The sequence below is a fragment of the Parafrankia sp. EUN1f genome (assembly GCF_000177675.1).
Classification (GTDB): Bacteria; Actinomycetota; Actinomycetes; order Frankiales; family Frankiaceae; genus Parafrankia.
In genome coordinates this window covers 13,138-35,374 of sequence record NZ_ADGX01000045.1, presented here as the reverse complement: position 1 = coordinate 35,374, position 22,237 = coordinate 13,138, and the positions used below count along the sequence as shown (strand labels likewise).

Here is a 22,237-nt window from a genome sequence, read left to right as displayed (position 1 = left end):
TTTAGGCAGACGAGGCGACTACTGAGTGGGAAGCCGGGCGACCGTGATGAAGAAGTCGTCGATCTGGCGGACCACCGACACGAACCTTTCGAAGTCGACCGGCTTCGTGATGTACGCGTTGGCGTGCAGGTCGTAACTGCGCAGTATGTCCTCCTCCGCCTCGGAGGTGGTGAGCACGACAATCGGGATGCGCCGCAGCTGCTCGTCGGACTTGACCTCCGCCAGCACCTCCCGGCCGTCCCGGCGTGGGAGGTTCAGGTCGAGCAGGATGAGATCGGGCCGCGTCGCTCCCGCGTACGCGCCCTCGCCCCGCAGGTAGGCCAGTGCCTCGACACCGTCGCTGACCACGTTCAGGTTGTTCTTGAGCTTGTGGTCCTCGAATGCCTCGCGGGTCATCAGCACATCGCCCGGGTCGTCCTCGACCAGCAGGACCTCGACCGGGACGACAGGCTGGGGCTGGGTCACGACGGACCTCCTGGTTTCGGCAGAGCGGGCGGCGAGGACTGCGCGGGTGGCGATGGCTGCGGGAGGAGCGACGGGGGCGACGGCTCCGTCGAGTTGCCGTGCGGGACCAGATCGGTGGGCAACACCACGGTGCGGCGCTTCGGCAACGTCCAGCGGAAGGTGGTGCCGGACTCCACCGTATTGTCCAGCCAGATCAGCCCCCCGTGGAACTCCACGATCTTGCGGCACAGCGCGAGGCCGATCCCGGTTCCCTCGTATGCGTCCCTCGCGTGCAGGCGCTGGAAGATGACGAAGATCTTCTCCGCGTACTCGGGCTCGATGCCGATGCCGTTGTCGGCGCAGAACAGCTCCCACTCGTCCGGGCGCTCCACCGCCCCGATCCGCACCCGCGGCGGCTGCTCGCCATGGAACTTCAACGCGTTCCCGATCAGGTTCTGGAACAGCTGGGTCAGCAGGACGGGGTCGCCGGGAACCGTCGGAAGCCCGGTCGAGGTCACCTCCCCGCCACTGCCCTCCAGCGCGATCGACAGGGTCGCCCGGGCCCGCTCGACGACGTCGGTGAGATCGACGTCCACGAAGCTCTCGGTGCTGCGGCCGACCCTGGAGAACGCGAGCAGGTCGTTGATGAGCTGCTGCATGCGCTTGGCACCGTCCACCGCGAAGTGGATGTACTGGCTCCCGCGCTCGTCGAACTGGTCGCCGTAGCGGCGGGACAGCAGCTGGCAGAAGCTCGCCACCTTGCGCAGCGGCTCCTGCAGGTCATGCGATGCGACGTAGGCGAACTGCTCCAGGTCGCGGTTGGAGCGGCGCAGGATCTCCGCCTGCGCCTCGACGGAGGCCCGTGCCTCCCGCGCCGTCTCCAGCTCGCCGATGAGCTGCAGCCGCATCAGCTCGACGTCGCGGGCCAGCGACGCGATGTCGGGTGGTCCGGTGGGCCCGATCGCGTGCCCCAGGCTGCCGGCGGCGACCTGGCGCACATCCGCCCCGACGGTCTCCAGCGGCCGGGTCACCCACAGCCGCAGCGCGCGGAAGATGAGCGTCAGCAACACGACGAGCGCCACCGCCGCGACCACAAGCGAGATCACCAGCGTGCGCACCGCGTCGCTCAGGTTGTCACGGGCCTGCCGCGCCGCGGCCCGCACCGCGTCGTCCAGCGCGGTGCCGGCGGCCCGCACCGCGTCGAACCGGACCTTACCGACCGTGGGGTCGAGACGGTTCGCGGCGTCGACGCCACCGGTGCGCACCGCGGCTATCGCCGGGTCGGCATAGTCGCTGTGCCACTCGTTGACGCGCTGCTCCAGCGTTGCCAGCCCACGCTGCAGGTCGGGGCGGCTGGCCACCCTGGCCGCGAGGCTGGCACGCAGCTCGTTCTCGGTCTCGCGCCCCTGCGTGTACGGATCGAGATACCGGGCGTCGCCCTCCAGGACGTAGCCGCGGACGCCGGTCTCCTGGTCGACCAGGCTCGAGATCAGCCGGACGGTGCCGACCTGCACCGGGGCGAGGATGTCGCTGCGGACGTGGATGGCGTCGTCCAGGCGCACCATCGACCAGCCGATCATGCCCGCGGAGAGCAGGAGGATGACGGCCACGGCGCCGTAGACCGCGCCCAGCCGCCGGCGCAGCCGCCAGCCCCGCATCGCCGCGGCGCTCACGCGGGCAGCACCCGCTGGAGCAGCAGCAGAGCCACGTCATCGGTCAACGGGCCGCCGTTACGTTCCTCCACCCGGTCGATCAGCGCGTCGAGCAGATCGTCGGGACCGGACTGGGGCCACAGGTCGGCCACCTCCGGAAGCACCCCCTCCCAGCCGAGTGGTTCGCCGCCCGGCCCGTCGCGCCCCTCCAGCAGGCCGTCCGTCGCGAGCAGCAGGGCCCACTGCTCCCCGAGCTCGACCGTCACCTCGTCGCTCACCAGCTCGTCGAGGATGCCCAGGGCAGGACCGACCACCTCGCCCGGCAGAGCGGTGATCCGCGGAGACAGCAACGCCGGCGGCGGATGCCCGGCCAGGGTCATCCGCAGGCTGCGCCGGTCCGGCGAGATCGCCAGGGCGCAGACCGTCGCGAAGATCTCGTCGTGCTCCCGCTCGCTCACCAGCACCTCCTGCAGGAAGCCCAGGCGGTCGGCGTCCGGGACGCCGGCCAGCACCAGGGTGCGCCAGGCGATGCGCAGGCTGACACCCAGCGCCGCCTCGTCCGGGCCATGCCCGCAGACGTCGCCGAGCAGCACGTGGACGGTCCCGTCCCTGGTGGAGACCATGTCGTAGAAGTCCCCGCCGAGCAGCGCCTGCCTTCGTCCGGGCCGGTAGCGGGTCCGGTGCTCCAGCGTCGCGTCGTCCATCAGCGGCCTGGGCAGCAGGCCGCGCTCCAGCCGGGCCTTCTCATCCGCTCGCAGCTCGGACTCGCGCAACGCCCGCGCCGCGGTGTCGGCCCGCTCACGCTCGATCGCGTAGCGCACGGCACGGACCAGGTCCCGCCCTTCCACCTGGCCTTTCACCAGATAGTCCTGCGCGCCCGCGGCGACGGCCTCGGCACCCCGGTGCTCGTCCACCAGACCGGTGAGCACGACGACGGGCGCCCCGCCGTCGATCGACAACAGCCTTTCCAGCGCGGACAGGCCCTCGCTGTCGGGCAGGCCGAGGTCCAGCAGGACGCAGGCGGTGCTCTGGGTTCGTAGAACGGCCTCCGCGACCGTCCTCACCCGGGTGACCTCGACGGGGGCGGAGACCTCGTCGAGCAGGGCCGACACCAGGAACGCATCGCCGTCGTCGTCCTCGACGAGCAGCAGCGGCCAGTTCACGCCCGCCAGGCGTGCCGCCTCGCCCTCGGCCGCGGATGGCCGCATGGCAGGGATCTCGCTTGCCGTCACTTTCTCTCCAGGCAGGGGCGACGCCACGCTGATCGGCGGGCAACCAACAGATACTGACAGGTAACAAGCAAACGTTTTAGCAGCTGACAAGGAGAACGTAGCGCCGGCCACGCGGCGGAACGTGTGCTTACGGACTCAATCTCCGGAAGTTCCGGTGCCCGGGTGCGCCTGGTCACTGGTCGGGCGCCCAAGCAGGTACCAGCCCCACAGACCGGCCGGCGCCGGCGCGCGGACGGGACGGCCCGCCACCGCGCGGGCGTCCATCGTGTCCAGCAGATGGTCCCAGTGGCCGGCCAGCCGGGCGGCGAGACGGCTCGCCACGCCCGCCCGATGCCCAAGGTGCGGGTGCGGGCGGGTCGGTGCGCGCCGCATCGCCCGCTGGACGTCCTCGCGCAGCCGCAGCAGCTCTGGACCGGCCAGCCGCTCTTCGAGATCGCTCAGCAGCCGTTCCTCCGCTCGGGCGTGCGCCTGCCCGAGCTCCACCAGGTTGGCGCGGAGCTCGGACACCCCGCTGCCGGGCTGGTACCGGTCTCCCTGCACATACTGCTCTATCCCGCGCATCATGCCGGCCGCCTCGCGGGCGGTCTCGCGCAGCGCCGCGGTTCGGGCCGGCCCGTCCGGAACCGCCGTGGCAGCTGTCGGGTACACGACGCCCTCCATGACGCTCAGGTGTGCGCTGAACGCGGCGACGGCGGCGTCGATCGCATGCAGGGCCAGCCGTGGATCCGCCGACGGGCTCTGTCGGCTGCCGGTGTTCTTCGCGAGCTCCTGCCTGGCCAGCTCGAAAAGATCAGCCGCATCACGGTGCGTCTCATGCACCAGGCCCGAGAGTGTGGACACATCCGCACCACCGCCCGAGCCGCCACCGCCGGTGCCGACTTCCGTACCGGTGCTGGCGCTGGTCGCCTCATCCTGGTGAGCCATAACCGCCTCCCGTACGTCCAAGCTACGCCGGCCGCCCCCCGGACGCATTCACACCGGACGAACACCATGCGCACCCAACTTCGCCGGAAATGCTGGTTCTTCCCCGATCAACGCCGGAGGATGCCTACGGACCGGATGGAGTCAGCTACTGTTCAGTACATGCTTGGCAGCGTCGCACCGGCCACTCTGAACGAGGCGATCACCGTCGCCCGTTCGCGACTCGGCCACGCCCGCCGACGCCTGACCCACGGGGAGCTCCCACCGCTCGGCCATCTGATCATCAGGCACCAGCTTCCCGTGCCCGGCGGGGTCGAGGCGTTGTGGGCCATCGTGTCGACCTGGCCGGATCCGCGGACGATTCACGGCCGCAGCCTCAACGACGGCGCGCACCCGGCCCTGGTCCACATCCGGATGGGCAGCCCCGTGGTCGTCCCGGCCAGCACCGTGATCGACTGGGCGGTGATCGACGGCACCGCGGAGATCGAGGAGGGCGGGTGGACACGGGGCCTCGCGGCCAGCCAGCCACCCCGAACCGCCGGCCAGCCGTCCCGAACGGCCGGTCAGCCGTCCCGAACCGCCGGTCAGCCGTCCCGAACCGCCGGTCAGACTCCTCGGACGGGCGGTCAGCCGCCCCGGGCGACCGGTCAGTCGCCCCAGCCGGTGATCTCCGCCCCGCGGGGATGCTCAAGGCGGTAGGAGAGCCGGATCTCCCGGCTCGCGCCCGGATCAAGCTCCAGGTTCCAGGTCAGCAGCCCCAGCTCGGTGTGCTCGGCCGCCGCCGGCTCGGCTGACACGTCCCGCACGGTGATGCTCTCGTGCCGCGGCACCGGCACCTGATCGCGGACCGTCACCCGGGCCCGCATGGACGCGTAGTTGGTCACCAGGATGGTGTAGGCGACGTCCGTCCGGCGGACGTTGCCGACCATGCGCCGGCCGGTGCTCCGGCGAGCCAGCTTGCGCTCGACCTTCACTCTGTCGTCCACCCCGAGCTGCAGCTCCAGCTCGCCGCCGGGCGGGATGAGGTCCAGCCTGCTGGTGCCGACGAACTCCCGCTCGTGGAAGACCGACACCCGCCCGGCCGGGAGCGTGTGCGCGGAGGTGTTCACGACCGCCGCCCGCAGGTGGGCCTCCGCGGCCAGCTTCGGGACGGTCAGGTGGTCGAGAACCGCGTCGAGCTCGATCACAGCCACCGTCGCACGATGCGGGTCGCCGTCGGCGGGCACGGCCACCGGGCGCGGGGGACGGTAGGTGGACGCCGCGCCCGCCGACTCCAGCACCGCCGTGGCGGCGACCATCGGCGGCGCCGGTGCGGGTGCCCGCCGAGGCGCCGCGGCGAGTGGCATCGCGGCGCCCGCCTCGGTGGGCATGCCGCCGACCAGTACCGGGGCCCCGCCCGGGGCCGCGAGCGCCCCTCGGATGTGCATGGACTCCGGCGTACGCCGGACGTCGACGAACTGCGGGTCCAGTTCGGGAAGCGTGAATCCGCTGGCGGGACGGGCGGTCGACAGTCGAAGATCGGTCGCGGGCCAGTCCTCACCCGTCCGCTGGCTGATCATCGCGAACCAGGTCAGCGTCACCCGCTCACCTTCCAGCCGCGCGTCGTAGCCGGACACCCATGACGCCGACCCGACCAGGTAGGAGACCTCCATCTCGGCGGCGGTGTCGCTGTCGGCGGGCAGTTCCAGATCGGCGGGCAGTTCCAGATCGACGAGGACCGCGCGGGTGTCGGGCACCGGCTTCGCCCCACGAGACTCGATCATCCGGCCGATCATCGTCAGTTCCTTCTCCGCCTCCTCTCGCCGCCTGGCCAGCTCCCGCCGACGTGCGTGCACACCGGCGATCTGTGCCGCGAACGCATCGCCGACCGAGACCAGCTGGCCGGCGGCGTCGACGTCCCCTGGGCCGGCCGGACGTCCGCTGCCGGCGGCCAAGCCGCGGGCCAGCGCGCCCGCCCCCACCCTGGCGGCGACATCGAGGAAGGTACGGCGGGCCCGCTCGGTCTCGTCCTCGTCGCCGATCTCGGCCAGCAGCGCGCGCAGCTCGTCCTGACGGGCACGCAGGTCTGCCAGGGCACCGGCATCCGTTGTCGCCCGCGCCTGGGACACCACCCGCACACCCAGTACCCGGGCCGGGCCCGTCCCGCCTACGCGCACCGAGTTCTCGTCGAGGCCGATGGGCAGGCCGCTCACGGCTGCCTCGACCCGGGTCACACCGGCCGGCAGCGCGGAAAGATCGAGTGGGCCCCGACGGGTCACCCTGGCGGCCGTGGGGTAGACGACAACAGCTGTGATCGGCGCGTCCAGCGCCACCGCGGCGGTTGCAGTGACCGCTGCGGCTTCAGTGACCGCTGCGGCTTCAGTGACCGCTGCGGCTTCAGTGACCGCTGCGGCTTCAGTGACCGCTGCGGCTTCGTCGACCGCGTCAGCCTCGTTCGGGGTGTCCGATGTGTCGTCCGCCACGGCAGCCATGCGGTCACCCTACGGGCAAAACGATCGTTGATCGCCGGTGGCCCGTAGACCCTGGTCAGCCCTGGCCGGGTCTGGACGGGCTCGGTCGGGCCCACCCGTCGGAGCAGCCCCGCCGCCGCGCCGTGCCCCCGGTCGGGTTCTGCGGCACGGCCCCGCTGGCCGCGAGTCGTCGTCGACCGCCGGGTGGGTCGACCGGCGCGCAGCGTCACCGGTCTCGATCATCGTGCCGCGAGTCACGATTACCGTGTGACACGACGAGGGTGGCCGCCCGGCCACCGGCGGCGCGCGGCCTGATCCATCCGCCGGCGGCGGCCACGGGGCAGGTCGACAGCACGGCCACACGCGGCGCCCGTCCGGTTCCCTCCCGCCGATCTCCCGCCCGGCGGCAAATCTCCCCAACCTGACCATCTCATCGCGCGCCCAAGCACCCGACCGCCGTGGCCGGTGCCGATGATCGGATCCGACACCGACCATCGCAGCACGGACAATCCACCGGGACGGGTCTTCCGTCCGTGCCGGTGCGAAGTCGCGCGCCGAACTGCCGCGCCGAACTGCCGCACCGGACAGGCGGACCGACCGACGAAAGGCTTACCGCCCGGCGGCGGGCCGGTCTCTTTTCCCGCCGGGAAGAGCAGCATCGAGCAGGTCACCCGACAGCTGCGGGCCGCCGTGGCGCGGGGCCGCAGCCGCCGCGCACAGCAATGCCGAGAGATGCGGGCGAACCGCCCTGGCTGTTACGGCGCTGCCGTGGGCCAAACTGGTCAGCGCTTGCCCGACACACGCCGCGAGCATCTGGCAGACGAAAATGTGCCCCCATGAGCCTGTCGCAGATCGCGCCGGGGATTTCTGACGATCGCTGCAGGATCGGGGTGGGGTCTGGTGGTTGCCGCTGGTGGTGACGGTTCAGGGGCGGGCGATCTCCTCGGCCGCGGGGCTACTCGCGAGCGCGGCCGTAGCTGCCGGGCAGGACCTGAGGATTGTGGTCGCGAGAACGGCCACAATCCTCGACTCTTCGAACCGCGGCTTCGAGCTTCCGCCGTGGCCGCCACTACTGCCGGGCAGGACCTCAAGGTTATGGTCGCGAGAACGGCCACAATCCTCGACTCTTCGAACCGCGGCTTCGAGCTTCCGCCGTGGCCGCCACTACTGCCGCGCAAGACCTGAGGACTATGGTCGCCAGGTCGCGGGTGGCAAAAATCCCGAGAAGCGGCCGATCCGGGCGAGCGACTTCGGCTGGGCAGCCCGGGCTCGCCCGTCAGCGGCGATCCCAGCCATGCCCACCCGATTAACCGACCTTGATCGACGTGATTGCGTGACAGGATCCCATTCTTAGGAAACCGTCAAAACCGGATCACATACTTACTCCACACGGCGCCACCCGGATCCACCGACACGACCCACACGGATCGGCTGCACACTGATGATGAGGATGACCGGGCATCAGCCACGATCGCCCCGCCGGCCATCGCCACTCGCGCCCCGCCCGTGCTACGGGGCCACGACAGCCATCATGATCGATCGCAGACCACAAGTCGCGTCACTTATTGTGACGATCAGTCGGGTGGCATCCAGTGGCCAGAACGGCGCGAGCCACTGGCCCGCCACTTCGTTCCGTCACATCCGAAACCTTCCGTTGTCGACACGGAGATCTCTGATCGCTGGATCACACGGCAACCGGTGATGATCCATCTCGTCGGGTGCATCCGTTGGTCGACACCCGTCTGGTGGCCCCGACACGCGCCGCCGTCCGTTGACTATGTGCCGGATCCTGCCGACCGCACGCCTAAAATCCATGCGTCGACTAACGTAACCAACCGTGTCGGAACTTCGGCGATGGTTGAGAGCGGGGCGATGGCGCGCCTCAAGGCTGCCTTCCGCCCGGATCACGACGCCCCTCCAGCAGGCCCGCACCGCAGGCCGCGGCCGGAGTCAGCCATGACGCACCCCCAGCCGAGGCGACACGAGCTCTCACTCCTGCCCGGCCGCGGCGATCTGATGGCTGAGCTCGCCAGCCGCCTGGAGGCTCTGGACGCGCTGCTCAGCCGCCTGGAGGACGCCGAGCGCCAGGCCGCGGACGCCGGCGAGCACATCATCCGCACCAGGCAGTGGCAGGAGGACACGGTCCGGACGCTCCAGGAGGAGCGAGCCCGGATGCGTCAACGCCAGCAGGCCCTGGACGATCTCGCCGAGCACGCCCGCGCGGCCGTCGAGGCCATGCAGAGCAGCTACCGCACGCTTCCGCCCGAGGTGACACAGCTCGCGATCGAGCTGCAGGTGCTCCACAACTCCGGGTTCCTGAGCCGCCGGAGCGGCCGTCCGCGCTGAGCCGGCCGTCCGCGCCGAGCAACCGTTCCCCTGGACAGGCCCGTCCACGCCAAGCCGGCCCGTCCACTCTGAGCCGCCGTCCGCGCCGAGCCTCACCCCTCCATGGCCGGGTTTCACCGCCCGCTCCGGCGTCCGTTGCGGGCTGTCAGTTCGGAACTTCTCGTCACCTAAAGTGTTTGTCCGTGATCCTCGTGTGGCCGTCCAAAAACGTGACGTGAAGCTCAGCACCCCCTCTGACCTGGGCAGATGCGCTCCCGCAAGGGGCACTTCTTTGCACACTCGGTGTAGTTGGGGGGGACTAGTGTTTACCCACACCATCCGTGTGGACTAGTCTCGCTTGCGACGTCACGACAACACCGGGCCGAACGCCGAATCCTGCCCGCGGCCCCGGTGTCCCCTCCGAGTCGTCACCTCGGGCAGGAGCGGGGGACCCACCTCCACCGACCGGCACCAAGTAGTGGTGCGGGTCTAGGGGTGAAGTCCATCGCACGAAGGTCGCGCGACGGACCGGGCAGCCCAGCCCGAACCCGACAGCTCACCTCGCAGGCGTACGGGAAGGAACGCAACGTTGTCTGCGCAAAGCGTGCAGCTTGATACCGAGAGACGCCGGCAGCAGGAAGGCCGTGGCCGCCACCGGGCACCGTCAGCCCCTACGGCGTCGAGTCGAGCAAGAGCCCGAGCCCGAGCTGTGGCCGCCGTCACCACCGGGACCGTAGCGGTCTCCGGGGTCGCGCTCGCCGGATGCGCTCCGGACATCAACGCGGACGCTGCGTTTGATGATGCGTCGAACACCGCCCCGATGACCCTCGCGACGCAGATCGGCTCGCGGCTGGCCGTCGACGGGGCCATCCAGGTAGCGTCCGTGGCCGGTAGTGGGTCCACCACTGTGCTGGACGCCACCACCGACATCTCCGCGCCGACCCTCTCCTCGAAGGTCGATGTGGGCCTGCGGGTAACCAACCCCGAGGTCACCGTCAACGCGAACGAGCCGGTCGACATCGGTTTCTCGCTCTACGACGAGCAGACCAAGGCCCCGCTGGCCGACCAGCTCATCAAGGTCCAGGTCAAGCTCCCCACCGGGTGGGCGACCTTCCTGCACCTCACCACGGACGACCGGGGCCAGGCCTCCTACACGGCCCGAGTCCTGACGACCACCAACGTCACGGCGATCTTCGACGGCACGGACTCGCTGCAGTCCGCCCACTCCGACAACGACGCCACCCTGACGGTTCGTCCCCCCGTGCCGGCGCAGGCCTCCCGTCAGGCCGTCCGCTCGACCGTCGAGGTCGACACGCCCGTCGTCAGCGTCAACGTCGGGGCGAACACGGTCGGCGAGAAGGCCGTCTACCTGGCATCGCTCCAGGCCGGCAAGCCGTACATCTACGGCGCGGAAGGCCCGAACTCGTTCGACTGCTCCGGGCTCGTGCAGTACGTCTACAAGCAGCTCGGCAAGAGCGTGCCCCGTACGACGGACCAGCAGTACGCGGCGACCACGCACATCTCCCAGTACAACAAGGCGCCTGGCGACCTGATCTTCTTCGGCACCCCGGGCAACATCTACCACGTCGGTATCTACGCCGGCGACGGCAAGATGTGGGTCGCCCCGCACAGCGGCGATGTCGTCAAGCTGCAGACGATCTACACCACCTCGTACCTGGTCGGCCGCGTCGCCTGAGCACCGTGAGTACCGGCCGGCCCACCTTGCATTGCCGGCTGGCTCCGGGCTCCCCCCTGTTCACCTGATAAGCCGCACACACTGACGGGGCAGCACGGATCGCCCTGTCCTCGGAACGAGCCGCCGCGCGATCTCCCCCTCCGGTCGCGCCCGGCTCCCGCCGCCGGGTCGGGGTTGGTCGGGATTGACTCCGGCCCGGCGGTCACCAGATCCGACGTGTGGTCCCTTGCACCGGACCGCAGCCTCACCTTCCGCAGACTTGCGAGCACGCCCCGTTGCCCGCACTGCCGGGAAGTGCCCGACGCCGCGCGACTCGCGCTCGCCGCGTGACCGTCTCGACACTTCCGGCGCTTAGGCCGTTGCGACATCATTCTACTTCGGCATAAGCGGTGTAGATGCGGCGCAAACCGTCCAGAATGCGACCATCGGGCATCAACGCCTGCCACACAAACAAAACAGAACCACACGTGCCACCCACCCGGATCCGCAGATCGTAGATCCTTCCGGTGGGATGGACGTCAGATCCCCCCCCATCTGACGTCCATCCGGCCGGAAGGCCTCGGACTCCGCTGGTCGCCGTTCCGATCCCCCCCCCATTGGACCGGCGGCCAGCGGACCCTCCGCCACCCGGCCTCCTTGTGGCCTTCGGCGCCGTTACCCCCTCCCGGCGACGCCGACAGGCCACGCGGGCCCCGGCCGTGACTCCTCACCAGGATCACGGTCGGGGCCCGAACAGGAATCCGCACCCGGCGCCGACGGCCCGGAGGCAGCGCCCCCAGCGCCCCCTGGAGCCAGCCGAGGGGCCTGACCGGCAGGCCCGCCGATCCACACTCCACCGGATCCGCAAGACCCGAATTGGCCAGCGGCTCTGCGACATCCTCGGCCGCCGCCGGACATCCGAGCTAAGTGACTAGTTCTTTGCAACTAGAGCAACTCGGCCGGAGCGTGACGTGGCGGCCGATGCGGGGCCGATGGGGTCAGATGCGGGGCCGACCGCGCACCCCGCACCCCGCACCCGTCCTCGTCACACCCGTCTCGTCGAGCCGGACTGTCGTCACACGGTCCGGTGCAGGTCGCGGGAGAACTTCCACAGGGCATCCGTGACGCCCTTGTCCCACTCGGTCTCGGCGAACCGGCCATGCGGGGTGACGTTGTCGCAGGTCGGCCCGGGCTCGGTGTCGAACTGCCCCACCACGCCGACCGCGGCGTAGATGGGCGTCGCCGAGGTGCAGGCCGCGAGCAGCGCCAGCCGGGCCCCCTCGCCCATGCCCCAGAGGTACACCCGGTCCAGGTCGATGTCGGACCGCTTCTCGTCCATATAGCGCACGACATCGCTCAGGTACTGCACGTCCGCGCCTTTCGGGTCGTCCAGTCGCCAGGTTCCGGCGACGGCCTCCGGGAAAGCGAGCGCGAGATCCTTGCGATTCGCCAGCGAGGACACCTTGCTCCCCTCTTCCAACGTCTTCGCATCCGAATTGTCATCGTGCAGGATGATTACCAACGGCAACGGGTCGCCCGGATCAGAGGGCGCCTGGACGAGCAGTTCCCGGCCGGCCGAGGGATAGCTGTCCGGGATGGTCGCCTTTTCGACCTTTGGATGGCCCCTTCCCGCGGCCAGCCACCAGACGACCACCAGCACGACGCCAATGATGATCACGTTTCTCTTGTTCTTGCCCCACCAACCGGCAAGGGGATTCGACGCCACGATGCAACCGAACCACACCCCACGCCCGGAAATCGCCTGATTCGAAGCAGCGCGTCCTGGCAGACCCACTCAGGACGACGCCGGAAGCACCTGACGACGCCCGGGACGACCCTCACGCCGCTCCGTCGCCCCCGACCACCGGCGCGGGTGTGCTCAACCCTCCGCGAGCGCGTGAGCTCTGGCGTCACGCAGGATGCCCACCTCACGCGGGCCGTCCAGCGGCGCCAGCGGGCCGTGCACCCAGGTCAGCAGCAGGTCGGCCAGGGCCGGGTTCTGCGCCAGCACCGGCCCGTGCAGGTAGGTGCCGATGACCTTCCCGTCGACGACACCATCGGTGCGGGCGGGCGTCCCGTCCCCGACCCCGACCCGAACCGTGCCGAGCGGGATGCCACGGAAGCCCGGCAGCGGGCGCGTGCGCCCGCCATGGTTCTCATAGCCGTAGAGCGTCGGCAGGCCCAGCTGGGGGCTCGGTTCCACCACGATGTCACCGACGGCGCGCGGCGGCGGCGGGGCGTCCGGTGGTTCGAAGGAACGGCGGGTCTCGACGTCGATCAGGTTGACCCCGTCGTGGATCTGGCCGTTGCCCGCCGGGAAGGTCGCGCCGATCACCTGATAGCCCGCGCAGACGGCCAGCACGGCCGCACCGCCGGACACGGCACGCAGCAGCGAGCGGTTGCGGCGCATACCGTCGGCGGCCAGCACCTGCGGCTCGTCCTCACCGCCGCCCAGCAGGTAGATGTCGCAGTCGGCCGGCACCACCTCACCGGCCGGCACCTCCACGATCTCCGCCCGCAGCCCACGCCAGCGCAGCCGCTGGGCCAGCACGATCGCGTTGCCACCGTCGCCGTAGGTGCCGAGCAGCTCCGGATAGATCAGCGCGATCCGGGTCGCCGAGGGGCGGATCACCGGGTGGTCCGCACGAGCAGGTCGCGGAACGCCGTGTAGTTCGCGACGACATCCACCACCTTTTCGTTCGCCGCCGCGGCGGCGGCCTCGGCGTCGTCGTGGACGCTGTGAGGAACCTCGGCATAGGCCAGGCGCACGCTCATGTCCTCCTTGCGGCCCCCGGTGACGAGCACCTGGCGGCCGGAGAGCCGCTCGAAGGGCACATCCCAGATCCAGGACGGGTCACGCCCGTCCGCCGTCTGCGAGTTGAAGTCGATCACGACCGGCCGCGGCGGCGCCAAGTTCAGCAGCTCCATCATCTCGACCCAGCCGGCCGGGTTCTTCGCCAGCAGCAGGCGGGCCTGATGGCCGTCGTGGCCGAGCGGAACCTCCTGGTAGCGACCCTGGACGTCGCCGATGCCACGCATCGCGGCGAGCGCGTCCTCGACCTCGACGCCGAACTCGCGCGCGGCCGCGGCGGCCATCGCCGCGTTCGCGAGGTTGACCCGGCCCGGCAGGTCGATACGGGCGGGGATGCGCCGGCCGAACCACATCAGCTCACCGAGGCCGGCCACCGAGACGATCGGCTCAGGCCTGGCCAGGCCACACTCACACCACCAGCCGGAGGCGTTGCGGTGCAGCAGCCTGGCGCACTGTGGGCAGACCATCGCGTCCGCGGTCCAGTTCTGGCCTGCCGACACCCACACCTGGCGGGACCAGGTCATCGCCGCCCAGGCCACCAGCGGGTCGTCGACGTTCGCCACCACGACCGTGTCGCGCAGCTCGGCGCCCAGCTCGCGCCAGATCGCGGCGATCCGGCGGGTCTCGTTGGACCGGTCGAGCTGGTCACGCGAGATGTTGAGCAGCAGCACCACCCGCGGCACGATCGCCCGCGCCACCTTGGGCAGCCAGATCTCGTCGACCTCCAGGGCCGCGGGAGAGTCGTACGGCGGCCTGGCCAGCGCGGTCATCACGCCGGGCGCCATGTTCGCGCCGCCGCCGTTCGACTTCACCGGGCCCAGCGTCCCCAGTGCGCGGGCCAGCAGCCTGGTGGTGGTCGTCTTGCCGTTGGTGGCCGAGACGCAGGCCGTCGGGCGGTTGGAGCCGACCTCGGCCAGCGCGCCCGGGGAGATCCGCAGGGCGATCTTTCCGCCGATCATCTCACCGGAGCCGCGGCCCAGGCGGCGGGACGCACCCGACGCCAACCGCTCGGCCGCGAGCGCAAGCTGGGTACGGGCTGTGAGCCGGCGTGGCAGGGGTGTCGTCATCGCGTCTCAAGAGTGCCATGCGCCCGCGCGGGTGTGATGCGGGCCCTGCGCTCTGCCCCTGTTTCCACCCTGTCCCGCCCTGTCCCCGCCCTGTCCGCGACCGCGCACCGCCTGTCCTTCGCACCAGTTTGCCCGGGTAAGGGAATCAACTGACATGTGTCGAGCCCGTCCGCCGAGGCGCATGTGATGCCCACGCGAGGCACGTTCGCCCCGCGGCCACGCGGTCACGGTGCACTCATGAGTAGGAAGGCGCGGCCCCTGATGGATGAGTAGGGCACCCAGCGGTGAGAATCACAGAAGGGATACGGCATCACCCCGGGTCGGCAGGCCAGCGGGCCCCATGAGGGCACGCTCAGACCCGGCGGGAAGGGACGTGAGGACAGCCAGTGAGCACCAAGGGGATAGCGATCGCCCAGCACGGCGAACGGTGGACGGCACACGACCTCCACATCGCCGACATGGAGGATCTCGACTCGCTCGTCGACGCCATGCACGACCTCTCCTCCGGCACCGTCATCGCGTTCGTCGAGGAGGACGACGAGTACCTCGCCATCGTGCGGATCACCGCGCGGGATCCCGACCCGAAGGTCTTCCTTTCGGACCGCCGGGTCCTGTTGACCTCGGATCACGCCGAGCGCCTCTTCGCGGACGCGCTTCCGTCCATGGCGGGGTTCGACAGCGACGACGACTCCGACGAGGACACCCCCGTCGGCCAGGCGTCGCCCGTCGGCGACCTCGACCTCCTCGCCGACCTCGGGACGCCGACCGAGGCGCTGCTCGAGCTGATCGCCGAGGAGGGCATGCTGCCCGCCGACGTGATCAGCGCCATCAGCGAGCGGGCCGGCGCCGGGGAGATCTTCGACGACGCCCGTGGCTGACGTCCCGACGGGGGCGGCGAGGCCTACGGGCAGGGCGGCCCGGACTGCGGGCGGCGGGGCGCCGTCGCCCGCGCCGGGCGCCTACCACGATCTGATGGGGCTCGCGCTGGCCGAGGCGGCGTTGGCCGAGACGGCCGGGGACGTCCCGGTCGGCGCGGTCGTCGTCGCCGCGGACGGGCAGGTCCTCGGCCGCGGGCACAACGCCCGCGAGGCCACCGGCGACCCCACCGCGCACGCCGAGGTCATCGCCCTGCGCCACGCCGCCGCCGAGCTCGGAGCCTGGCGGCTGGGCGGGACGACCCTCGTCGTGACCCTGGAGCCGTGCACCATGTGCGCGGGCGCGCTGGTACTCGCCCGGGTCGACCGGGTCGTGTACGGCGCGGTCGACCCCAAGGCCGGCGCCGTGGGCTCCTTGTGGGATGTCGTCCGCGACCGGCGGTTGAACCACCGCCCCGAGGTCATCTCCGGCGTCCGCGAGCAGGAATGCTCCGACCAGCTCGCCGCCTTCTTCGACGGCCGGCGCGCCCAGCGCCGTCCCCGCGACGGGACGGCCCGGCCCGCCTGACCCCGAGCGCCCCCGCTCCCACCAACCACACCCCGCACCGGACCGCCCCGATCCGACCGGACAGGACATGACCGGACAGGACACGACCGGACAGGCGGAACCGGACCGGCAGGACCGCGCGACAGGACGCCCTCAGCTTCACCCACCCCGGTGAACCGAACCAGGACGACATCGCGTAAGCTAGCCCGCGGTGGAGTCGCCTAGTGGCCGAGGGCGCACGCCTCGAAAGCGTGTGAGGGGGCAACCCCTCCGTGGGTTCAAATCCCACCTCCACCGCACCGACGGCTGACGTGTGCCCATCCCTCCCGGGGGATGGGCCTGGTCGGTTCGGTCATGTCTCCCGGGGGCCGGCCCCCGAAACCCCCCGACCCAAAAAGCCCGTGGCACCGATACCTGACGTGTGCCCATCCCTCCCGGGGGATGAGCCTGGTCGGTCAGGCTGCGGTTCCACCGTCGTCCCCAGGGGCGTTGGCGGCGCAGGTTGTTTCTTGTGCGACCGCCGCCAAGCCGCCATGCCGGACGAATCCCGAGGTCGCGGGTGAGCGGGCTGAGCGGGTCGTAGCGGGACGCGCCGGTCCGTCGAGAACCCGCATCGGAGCGCCGGCCGCGCGGCCGGCGTACCGCCGCGACGGCGTCCGTCAGAGGACACGTTGGTTGGCCCGACCGCGCAAGGTGCTCGAGTTGCGTTGACTCCGGAGCGTGTCATAGTCGATGCGCAAGGTAAACAACCGTGACCATGCCGCTGTTGCACATCATCCAGCGGATCGATTTTCCACGGTGGCTCCGTAACCGAATCCGGAGGTCAGGAATGGCAAGGATCGTTGTACTCGGTGCCGGTGGTCAGGTAGGTCAGTCCATCGTCGCCGAGGCCGTCAAGCGCGGCCACGAGGTCACGGCGGTCGACCAGGACAAGAACTCGTTGAACGGAATCTCCCGCCAGGCCAACGCGGTCGCCGGGGACGTCACCTCCCGTGACGTCATTCAGAAGCAGGCGCAGAACGCGGACGTCATCGTCGTCGCGCTGACCGGGTCCGCCCGCCCCGAGCACGCGAACGCCGCCCGCGCGATCGTCGACGTCGCCGGCAAGCTCGGCAACAAGGCTCCCGCGGTCATTCAGGTCTCCAGCGGCGGGCTGCTGGAGAACACTGACGGCGAGCGGATTCTCGACACGAAGGACTTCCCCGCCGCCGAGCGCAAGGAAGCTCTGGACCAGGCCGACGCGCTCGACGTGCTGCGCGCGGCCAAGGGCAGCGTGAAGTGGTCGAGCATCGCCCCGCCGCCGCGGAACTTCGGCCCGGGCCGCCGCCGCGACGCGTACCGCACCGCGAGCGACCGCCCGGTTGTGGACGCGCAGGGCAACATCGGAATCTCGTACGAGGACTTCGCGCTCGCCGTCATCGACGAGGTGGAGAAGCCGCGGTTCCGCAACAAGCGGTACACGGTCGGAAACTGACCTGACGGCGCAGAAAACCTCCTGAGGTAATAACCGGCGACAAACCAGGGCCGGGCTTCCGGACATACGGTCCGGAGGCCCGGCCCGTCTGGTTGGCGGCCCGGATTCAAGTGTTCTCGCGCCTGCCCCCCGAAGATCTGAGGATTTTCGTCGTTCCGGCGACCGAAATCCTCAAGGCTTGCCCGTCAGCAACGAAGGCCGAAACGGAAGCCCGAAACCACCGCTCGAAGATCTGAGGATTCTCGTCCTCCTGGCGACCAAATTCCTCGGATCTTGTTCGACAGCAAACGGCTGTCTGAAGCTCGGGATCTGCCACGCACGCGGGAGCCACCGACCGGTGGTGGCTTTCATCGGCCGTCGGACATCGTCGCGAGAATCCGGTCAATGTCGTCCGGGGTCGTGCGGGGATTGACGATCGCGAAGCGGGTCACGGTCTCCCCGTTGTGGACGGTGGGGGTGACGAAGCCCAGCCCGCTGCCGAGAAGCCACTGCGTCCAGCGGTGGTAATCCTCCGCGGACCATCCCAGCCGGCGCAGCACGACGACCGAAAGCTCCGGCTCGCGCACCAGCTCCACGTAGGGCAGCTCCCGGATGCGGTCCGCCGCCGCCCGGGCGGTCGCGAGGCAGCCCTCCACGGCCCCGCTGTAGGCACGGGTGCCGTAGGTGGCCAGCGAGAACCAGAACGGCAGGCCGCGTACCCGCCGGGAGAGCCCGATCTGGTAGTCGGACGGGTTCCACGGGCTGTCCCGGTCGAGGACCTCCAGGTAGCCCGCCTGTTGGGCGTGGGCGGCCCGCGCCGCGGCCGGGTCACGGTAGACCAGCCCGCAGGCGTCGAACGGGGCGAACAGCCATTTGTGCGGGTCGACGATGAACGAGTCGGTGTCGCCGACGCCGTCGAAGAGATGGCGGGTCGAGGGGGCGGCGGCGGCCGCGAGGCCGTAGGCGCCGTCCACATGCACCCACAGGTCATGTGGACGGGCGGCGTCGACGATCCCGCGGATGTCGTCGACGATGCCGAACTGAGTGCTGCCCGCGGTGGCGACGACGGCGAACACCCCGGAGTCGCCGCCGGTCGCGGTGGCTGCGCCCCGGGTGCCCAGCGGGCCCGGGCCCCGCGGGCCCAGGGCACCGAGGGCCGCCGCGACCGCCTGGCCGGTCAGCCGTCCGTCGTCGTCGGCCACGACGAAGACCGGGTCGACATCCATCACCTCGGCGGCCTGCCGCAGGGACGAGTGCGCCTCGGCTCCGCACAGGAAGCTCCAGCGGGCCGGCGCGGGCAGGCCCCGGGCGGCGCGCCGGGCCCGCGCCGCGTGCCGCGCGGCAACCAGCGCCGAGAGGTTGCCGATGGTGCCGCCCTGCACGAACGCGCCGCCCGCCTCCGCCGGAAATCCGACCAGGTCGGACAGCCAGCGCAGCGCCTCGTTCTCGGCGTGGACCGCTCCGGCGCCTTCCAGCCAGCTCCCGCCGTAGATGGACGAGGCACCGACCACCAGATCGAACAGAATCGAAGCGCGCGTCGGCGCGGCGGGGATGAAGGCAAGATTGCGCGGATGGTCGGCCGAAATGCAGGCCCGGGACAAAACCTCGTCAAACACCCGCAGCGCCGCCGGCCCGCCGATGCCGTCCGGGGTAACCGTCAGCCCGGCCCGTTCCGCCAGTTCGGTGGGTGTGGCACTCCCGTCCAGGGGTACCGGGTCGAGGCTCATCCGCGTCCGCGCGAGATCCACAACCGCCTGTTCGAGGCCAGGAGTGAGCGCTTCGAACATCGGGGAAGGGGAATCGGGCTGGCGCACCCGGCGAAGTCTAGGTGCCGCCCGGGTCATGCCGAAGAGATCAAGCGGTGGGCCCGGCCGCGCGTTTCCCACCGGCAGGGGTTTACCTACCGCGCTGGCGCCGCACCAGGAATCCGCCACCGACAAGGGCGAGGATCGCGACGATCAGACCTGCGCGCTTCATACGAAACCTCCACGATGAGGGCTTGGTGATCACCGGCTTCCAGCCGGCTCCCACCGCGTTCAGCCGCCAACATACCGAACACTGAGGCCACACTCGACACGCCGCGCGGACGTGAAGAAGTGTTGTCCCGGAACGGGCTTTGTTGCGTGGCCCTGCACCGTTCCACGATGAGATCTCCACTCCGACGACCACAGGTCGACGGCCGCCGCAACCGAAGCCGCCGGTGACCGGTTCACGAACCCGGCGCGCTGGGCCGGTCGGATGCCCCGTGCTGGGCCGACTGTTACGTTTTCTCCACCGTCGGCTCCGGGTGACCGCCAGGCGCCAACGGGCCGCCGGGTGCCCTGACCTGCGCCGGCGGCAGGTTCGGGATGTGTGGTGGCGGCGTTGAAGGGGGCGGCGAGTGAAGGTCGACGGCACTCTCGGTGGGCTGGCGGACGCCGTGGCGCGGGCCGGCTCCGCCGAGAGCGCGGGCTATGACGGAATCTGGGCCGGCGAGGTCAACCAGGACCCTTTTCTGCCGCTCACCCTCGCCGCTCAGACGACGTCCAGGGTGGAACTGGGAACGTCGATCACGGTCGCCCTGGCGCGTTCTCCGATGTCACTCGCCTATACCGCGAGCGATCTGCACCGCTTTTCCGGCGGGCGGCTGCGGCTTGGCCTCGGCTCGCAGGTGCGGGCGCACATCACCCGGCGCTTCTCCATGCCCTGGGGGCGGCCCGCGCCACAGATGCGGGAATTCGTCCTGGCTATGCGGGCGATCTGGTCGTGCTGGGCCGACGGCACCCCGCTCAGGTTCGAAGGTGAGTACTACCGGCACACGCTGATGCCGCCGGCCTTCGTGTCACCGCCGCACCCGTTCGGGCCGCCGCCGGTGTTCCTGGCCGGGGTCGGGGATGCCATGACCCAGGTCGCCGGTGAAGTGGCGGACGGATTTCTGTGCCACTGGTTCACCAGCCCGCGGTGGATCCGAGAACACACGATTCCTGCGCTGGAGCGGGGCCGCCAGCTCACCGGCCGCACACTCGACGGGTTCGAGATCCTCGCGGGCGGCTTCGTGGCTACCGGAACCGACCAGGAGATAACCGAGGGCGTGCAGAGAATGCGCTCCCAGATCGCCTTCTACGGGTCGACGCCGGCCTACCGGCCGTTGATGGAGCTGCACGGCTGGGGTGACCTCGGTACCGAGCTCACCGTGCTTTCGAAGCAGAACCGATGGGTGGAGATGGCCGGGCTGATCGACGACGACGTCGTCGACGCGTTCGGCCTGGTGACCACGCCCGAGGAGCTTCCCCGCCGGCTGGCCGAACGTCTGGGCGGCCTGGTGACCAGGGTGGCCTTCACGCCGCCGGCGTCCTTCGGCCCGGAGCGGGTGCGGGAGACACTCGACGCGATCCGCGCCGTCACGCCCTACTCCCCCACACCCGGCCCCGTGCCCACAGCCGCAGCCGAGCCCGAATCCGAGCCCGAAGCCGCCCACGAGGCGGCGGTCAGACGATGACGGGCAGCTTCGCGTAGCCGCGCACGGTGCTGGTGTGCAGGCGCACCGCACGGTCCCGGTCGACCTCCCAGCTCGGGAAGCGGCGCAGCGTCTCCTCCAGCGCGATCCGCCCCTCCATCCGGGCCAGCGCGGCGCCCAGGCAGAAGTGCGGACCGTGGCCGAACGAGACATGGCTGTCGAAGCGGCGCCGGATGTCGTAGCGGTCGGCGTCGGGGTACTTGCGTTCGTCCCGGCCAGCCGAGGCGGTGAGGAGCAGGATCCGCGACCGGGCCGGAATCTCGGTGCCGTGCAGGACGACGTCCCGGGTGGTTGTGCGGCCCTGCACCGGCGACGGTGCCTCGTAACGCAGCGTCTCCTCCACGGCGTTCGCCAGTCCGGACGGGTCGGCGGCGAGATCGGCGCGCTGGTCGGGATGCGACTCCAGCAGGTCGCAGGCCCAGCCGAGCAGCCGGGCGACGGTCTCCGTCCCGGCGGCGACGAGGAGGTTGGTGAAGTCGGTCGCCTCCGCGGTGGTCAGCCGACGGGTCCCCTCCGCCGTGGTGATCTCGGCCTGGGCGAGGCCGGTCATCATGTCGTCGCGCGGCTCCCGGCGCCGGGCCTCGATCTGCTCGGAGAAGTAGGTGTGCAGCTTGATCTGGGCGGCGAAGGAGATGTCGTTGATCATCCCCTTGCCGTCCTCGATGTGGAAGGTCTGGTCGATGGTCTGCCGGATCTCCTCCCGGTCCTCCGGGCTGACCCCGATCAGCTGGGAGATCACCAGCGACGGCAGCTGCGCGGCGAAGTCCTGCACGTAGTCGAACCCACCGCCGCCGACCTGCCGGTCGAGAAGCTCGGCGCAGAGCTGGCGAATGTGGCCTTCCAGGGCGGCGACGCGCCGTGGGGTGAACGCACGGGAGACCAGCGCGCGCAGCAGGGTGTGTGCCGGAGGGTCCATGAAGATGATCTGCCCGGTGCTCAGCGGCTCCGGCCCCATGAGCTCGAGGACCGTGCCGTACGCCGAGCTGTAGGTCGCGGGATCGACGTGGGCGTCGTCGACGTCCCTGTGCCGCGAGAGGGCGTAGAAGTCCAGCTTGTCGTTGCGGTAGACCGGAGCCTCGTCCCGCATCCGCCGCCACACGGGGTAGGGGTCGACGTCGACGATCTCGTCGAAGGGGTCCCAGTACAGGTCGTCCGTCACGGTCAACCCTTCCCTCACCATGCCCGCGCCTTCCAGCCCGAGCGGACAGCCAGTCCGGTCGCCGCGTCAGCCACGCCCGCACCCGTTGCCGACAGGCGCCTGTGCGCTGATTCGTCAACCTCTCCTAGC

The 22,237-nt window shown here is 70.5% G+C and carries 17 protein-coding genes, 1 tRNA gene and 1 riboswitch; of the genes, 8 read left to right on the top strand and 10 right to left on the bottom strand.

Translation table 11 applies throughout. From position 1 onward, the window contains the following. Nucleotides 1-18: 18 nt before the first annotated feature. The 4 genes from FREUN1FDRAFT_RS15610 to FREUN1FDRAFT_RS15595 form a co-directional block, all read right to left on the bottom strand. Nucleotides 19-465, bottom strand: a complete 447-nt coding sequence (locus tag FREUN1FDRAFT_RS15610) for a response regulator (RefSeq protein WP_006541065.1) — start codon at nucleotides 463-465, stop codon at nucleotides 19-21. Then, complete coding sequence (locus FREUN1FDRAFT_RS15605; protein ID WP_006541064.1) at nucleotides 462-2,102, bottom strand: CHASE3 domain-containing protein; 1,641 nt, start codon at nucleotides 2,100-2,102, stop codon at nucleotides 462-464. The genes FREUN1FDRAFT_RS15610 and FREUN1FDRAFT_RS15605 overlap by 4 nt, the downstream gene beginning before the upstream one ends. A gap of 11 nt (nucleotides 2,103-2,113) precedes the next feature. Beyond that, entirely contained in the window at nucleotides 2,114-3,304 is a 1,191-nt protein-coding gene (locus FREUN1FDRAFT_RS15600; protein WP_035951743.1) for a PP2C family protein-serine/threonine phosphatase, read from the bottom strand. 159 nt (nucleotides 3,305-3,463) lie between these two features. Continuing rightward, nucleotides 3,464-4,252: a hemerythrin domain-containing protein gene (locus FREUN1FDRAFT_RS15595; RefSeq protein WP_006541062.1), complete on the bottom strand. Its 789-nt coding sequence runs from the start codon at nucleotides 4,250-4,252 to the stop codon at nucleotides 3,464-3,466. 159 nt (nucleotides 4,253-4,411) lie between these two features. Between FREUN1FDRAFT_RS15595 and FREUN1FDRAFT_RS15590 the strand changes: the two genes are divergently transcribed. Then, entirely contained in the window at nucleotides 4,412-4,948 is a 537-nt protein-coding gene (locus tag FREUN1FDRAFT_RS15590; protein WP_232295210.1) for a hypothetical protein, read from the top strand. Here the strand turns inward: FREUN1FDRAFT_RS15590 and FREUN1FDRAFT_RS15585 are convergent. Next, a complete protein-coding gene (locus FREUN1FDRAFT_RS15585; RefSeq protein WP_006541060.1) occupies nucleotides 4,897-6,720 on the bottom strand; it encodes a DUF4139 domain-containing protein in 1,824 nt (607 codons plus the stop codon). The genes FREUN1FDRAFT_RS15590 and FREUN1FDRAFT_RS15585 overlap by 52 nt on opposite strands. A 1,935-nt stretch (nucleotides 6,721-8,655) precedes the next feature. On the opposite strand from FREUN1FDRAFT_RS15585, the gene FREUN1FDRAFT_RS15580 reads away from it, so the two are divergent. Both FREUN1FDRAFT_RS15580 and FREUN1FDRAFT_RS15575 read left to right on the top strand, forming a co-directional pair. Continuing rightward, complete coding sequence (locus FREUN1FDRAFT_RS15580) at nucleotides 8,656-9,045, top strand: hypothetical protein (protein ID WP_006541059.1); 390 nt, start codon at nucleotides 8,656-8,658, stop codon at nucleotides 9,043-9,045. 395 nt (nucleotides 9,046-9,440) lie between these two features. Further along, nucleotides 9,441-9,608: riboswitch (cyclic di-AMP (ydaO/yuaA leader) on the top strand. A 125-nt stretch (nucleotides 9,609-9,733) separates the two neighbouring features. Beyond that, entirely contained in the window at nucleotides 9,734-10,720 is a 987-nt protein-coding gene (locus FREUN1FDRAFT_RS15575) for a C40 family peptidase (protein WP_006541058.1), read from the top strand. A gap of 1,054 nt (nucleotides 10,721-11,774) precedes the next feature. Here FREUN1FDRAFT_RS15575 and FREUN1FDRAFT_RS15570 read toward each other — a convergent pair. The 3 genes from FREUN1FDRAFT_RS15570 to FREUN1FDRAFT_RS15560 all read right to left on the bottom strand — a co-directional run bounded on the left by FREUN1FDRAFT_RS15570 (nucleotide 11,775) and on the right by FREUN1FDRAFT_RS15560 (nucleotide 14,578). Then, nucleotides 11,775-12,443 carry a PHB depolymerase family esterase gene (locus tag FREUN1FDRAFT_RS15570; RefSeq protein WP_006541057.1) on the bottom strand — a complete coding sequence of 223 codons (669 nt, stop codon included), beginning with the start codon at nucleotides 12,441-12,443 and terminating at the stop codon, nucleotides 11,775-11,777. A 135-nt stretch (nucleotides 12,444-12,578) separates the two neighbouring features. Next, nucleotides 12,579-13,331 (bottom strand): type 1 glutamine amidotransferase, encoded by a 753-nt coding sequence (locus FREUN1FDRAFT_RS15565; RefSeq protein WP_006541056.1) that lies wholly within the window; start codon nucleotides 13,329-13,331, stop codon nucleotides 12,579-12,581. Continuing rightward, a complete protein-coding gene (locus FREUN1FDRAFT_RS15560) occupies nucleotides 13,328-14,578 on the bottom strand; it encodes a Mur ligase family protein (RefSeq protein WP_006541055.1) in 1,251 nt (416 codons plus the stop codon). The genes FREUN1FDRAFT_RS15565 and FREUN1FDRAFT_RS15560 overlap by 4 nt, the downstream gene beginning before the upstream one ends. Before the next feature lie 386 nt (nucleotides 14,579-14,964). Between FREUN1FDRAFT_RS15560 and FREUN1FDRAFT_RS15555 the strand changes: the two genes are divergently transcribed. The 4 genes from FREUN1FDRAFT_RS15555 (at nucleotide 14,965) to FREUN1FDRAFT_RS15540 (ending at nucleotide 17,474) form a co-directional block, all read left to right on the top strand. Next, a complete protein-coding gene (locus FREUN1FDRAFT_RS15555) occupies nucleotides 14,965-15,456 on the top strand; it encodes a tRNA adenosine deaminase-associated protein (RefSeq protein ID WP_006541054.1) in 492 nt (163 codons plus the stop codon). A gap of 94 nt (nucleotides 15,457-15,550) precedes the next feature. Then, nucleotides 15,551-16,021: a tRNA adenosine(34) deaminase TadA gene (gene tadA / locus FREUN1FDRAFT_RS15550; protein ID WP_006541053.1), complete on the top strand. Its 471-nt coding sequence runs from the start codon at nucleotides 15,551-15,553 to the stop codon at nucleotides 16,019-16,021. Nucleotides 16,022-16,210: 189 nt separating this feature from the next. Beyond that, nucleotides 16,211-16,297: transfer RNA gene (locus tag FREUN1FDRAFT_RS15545), tRNA-Ser, on the top strand. A gap of 532 nt (nucleotides 16,298-16,829) precedes the next feature. Continuing rightward, a complete protein-coding gene (locus FREUN1FDRAFT_RS15540) occupies nucleotides 16,830-17,474 on the top strand; it encodes an NAD(P)-dependent oxidoreductase (RefSeq protein WP_006541052.1) in 645 nt (214 codons plus the stop codon). A 347-nt stretch (nucleotides 17,475-17,821) separates the two neighbouring features. Here the strand turns inward: FREUN1FDRAFT_RS15540 and FREUN1FDRAFT_RS15535 are convergent, their stop codons facing one another. After that, nucleotides 17,822-19,240 (bottom strand): pyridoxal-dependent decarboxylase, encoded by a 1,419-nt coding sequence (locus tag FREUN1FDRAFT_RS15535; protein ID WP_035951742.1) that lies wholly within the window; start codon nucleotides 19,238-19,240, stop codon nucleotides 17,822-17,824. A 593-nt stretch (nucleotides 19,241-19,833) separates the two neighbouring features. Here FREUN1FDRAFT_RS15535 and FREUN1FDRAFT_RS15530 point away from each other — a divergent pair. Continuing rightward, nucleotides 19,834-20,931, top strand: coding sequence for a TIGR03617 family F420-dependent LLM class oxidoreductase (locus tag FREUN1FDRAFT_RS15530; protein WP_006541050.1), 1,098 nt, complete (start codon nucleotides 19,834-19,836; stop codon nucleotides 20,929-20,931). Here FREUN1FDRAFT_RS15530 and FREUN1FDRAFT_RS15525 read toward each other — a convergent pair. After that, complete coding sequence (locus FREUN1FDRAFT_RS15525; protein ID WP_035951747.1) at nucleotides 20,921-22,108, bottom strand: cytochrome P450; 1,188 nt, start codon at nucleotides 22,106-22,108, stop codon at nucleotides 20,921-20,923. The two genes, FREUN1FDRAFT_RS15530 and FREUN1FDRAFT_RS15525, sit on opposite strands and share 11 nt — an antisense overlap. Between the last annotated feature and the right edge of the window lie 129 nt (nucleotides 22,109-22,237).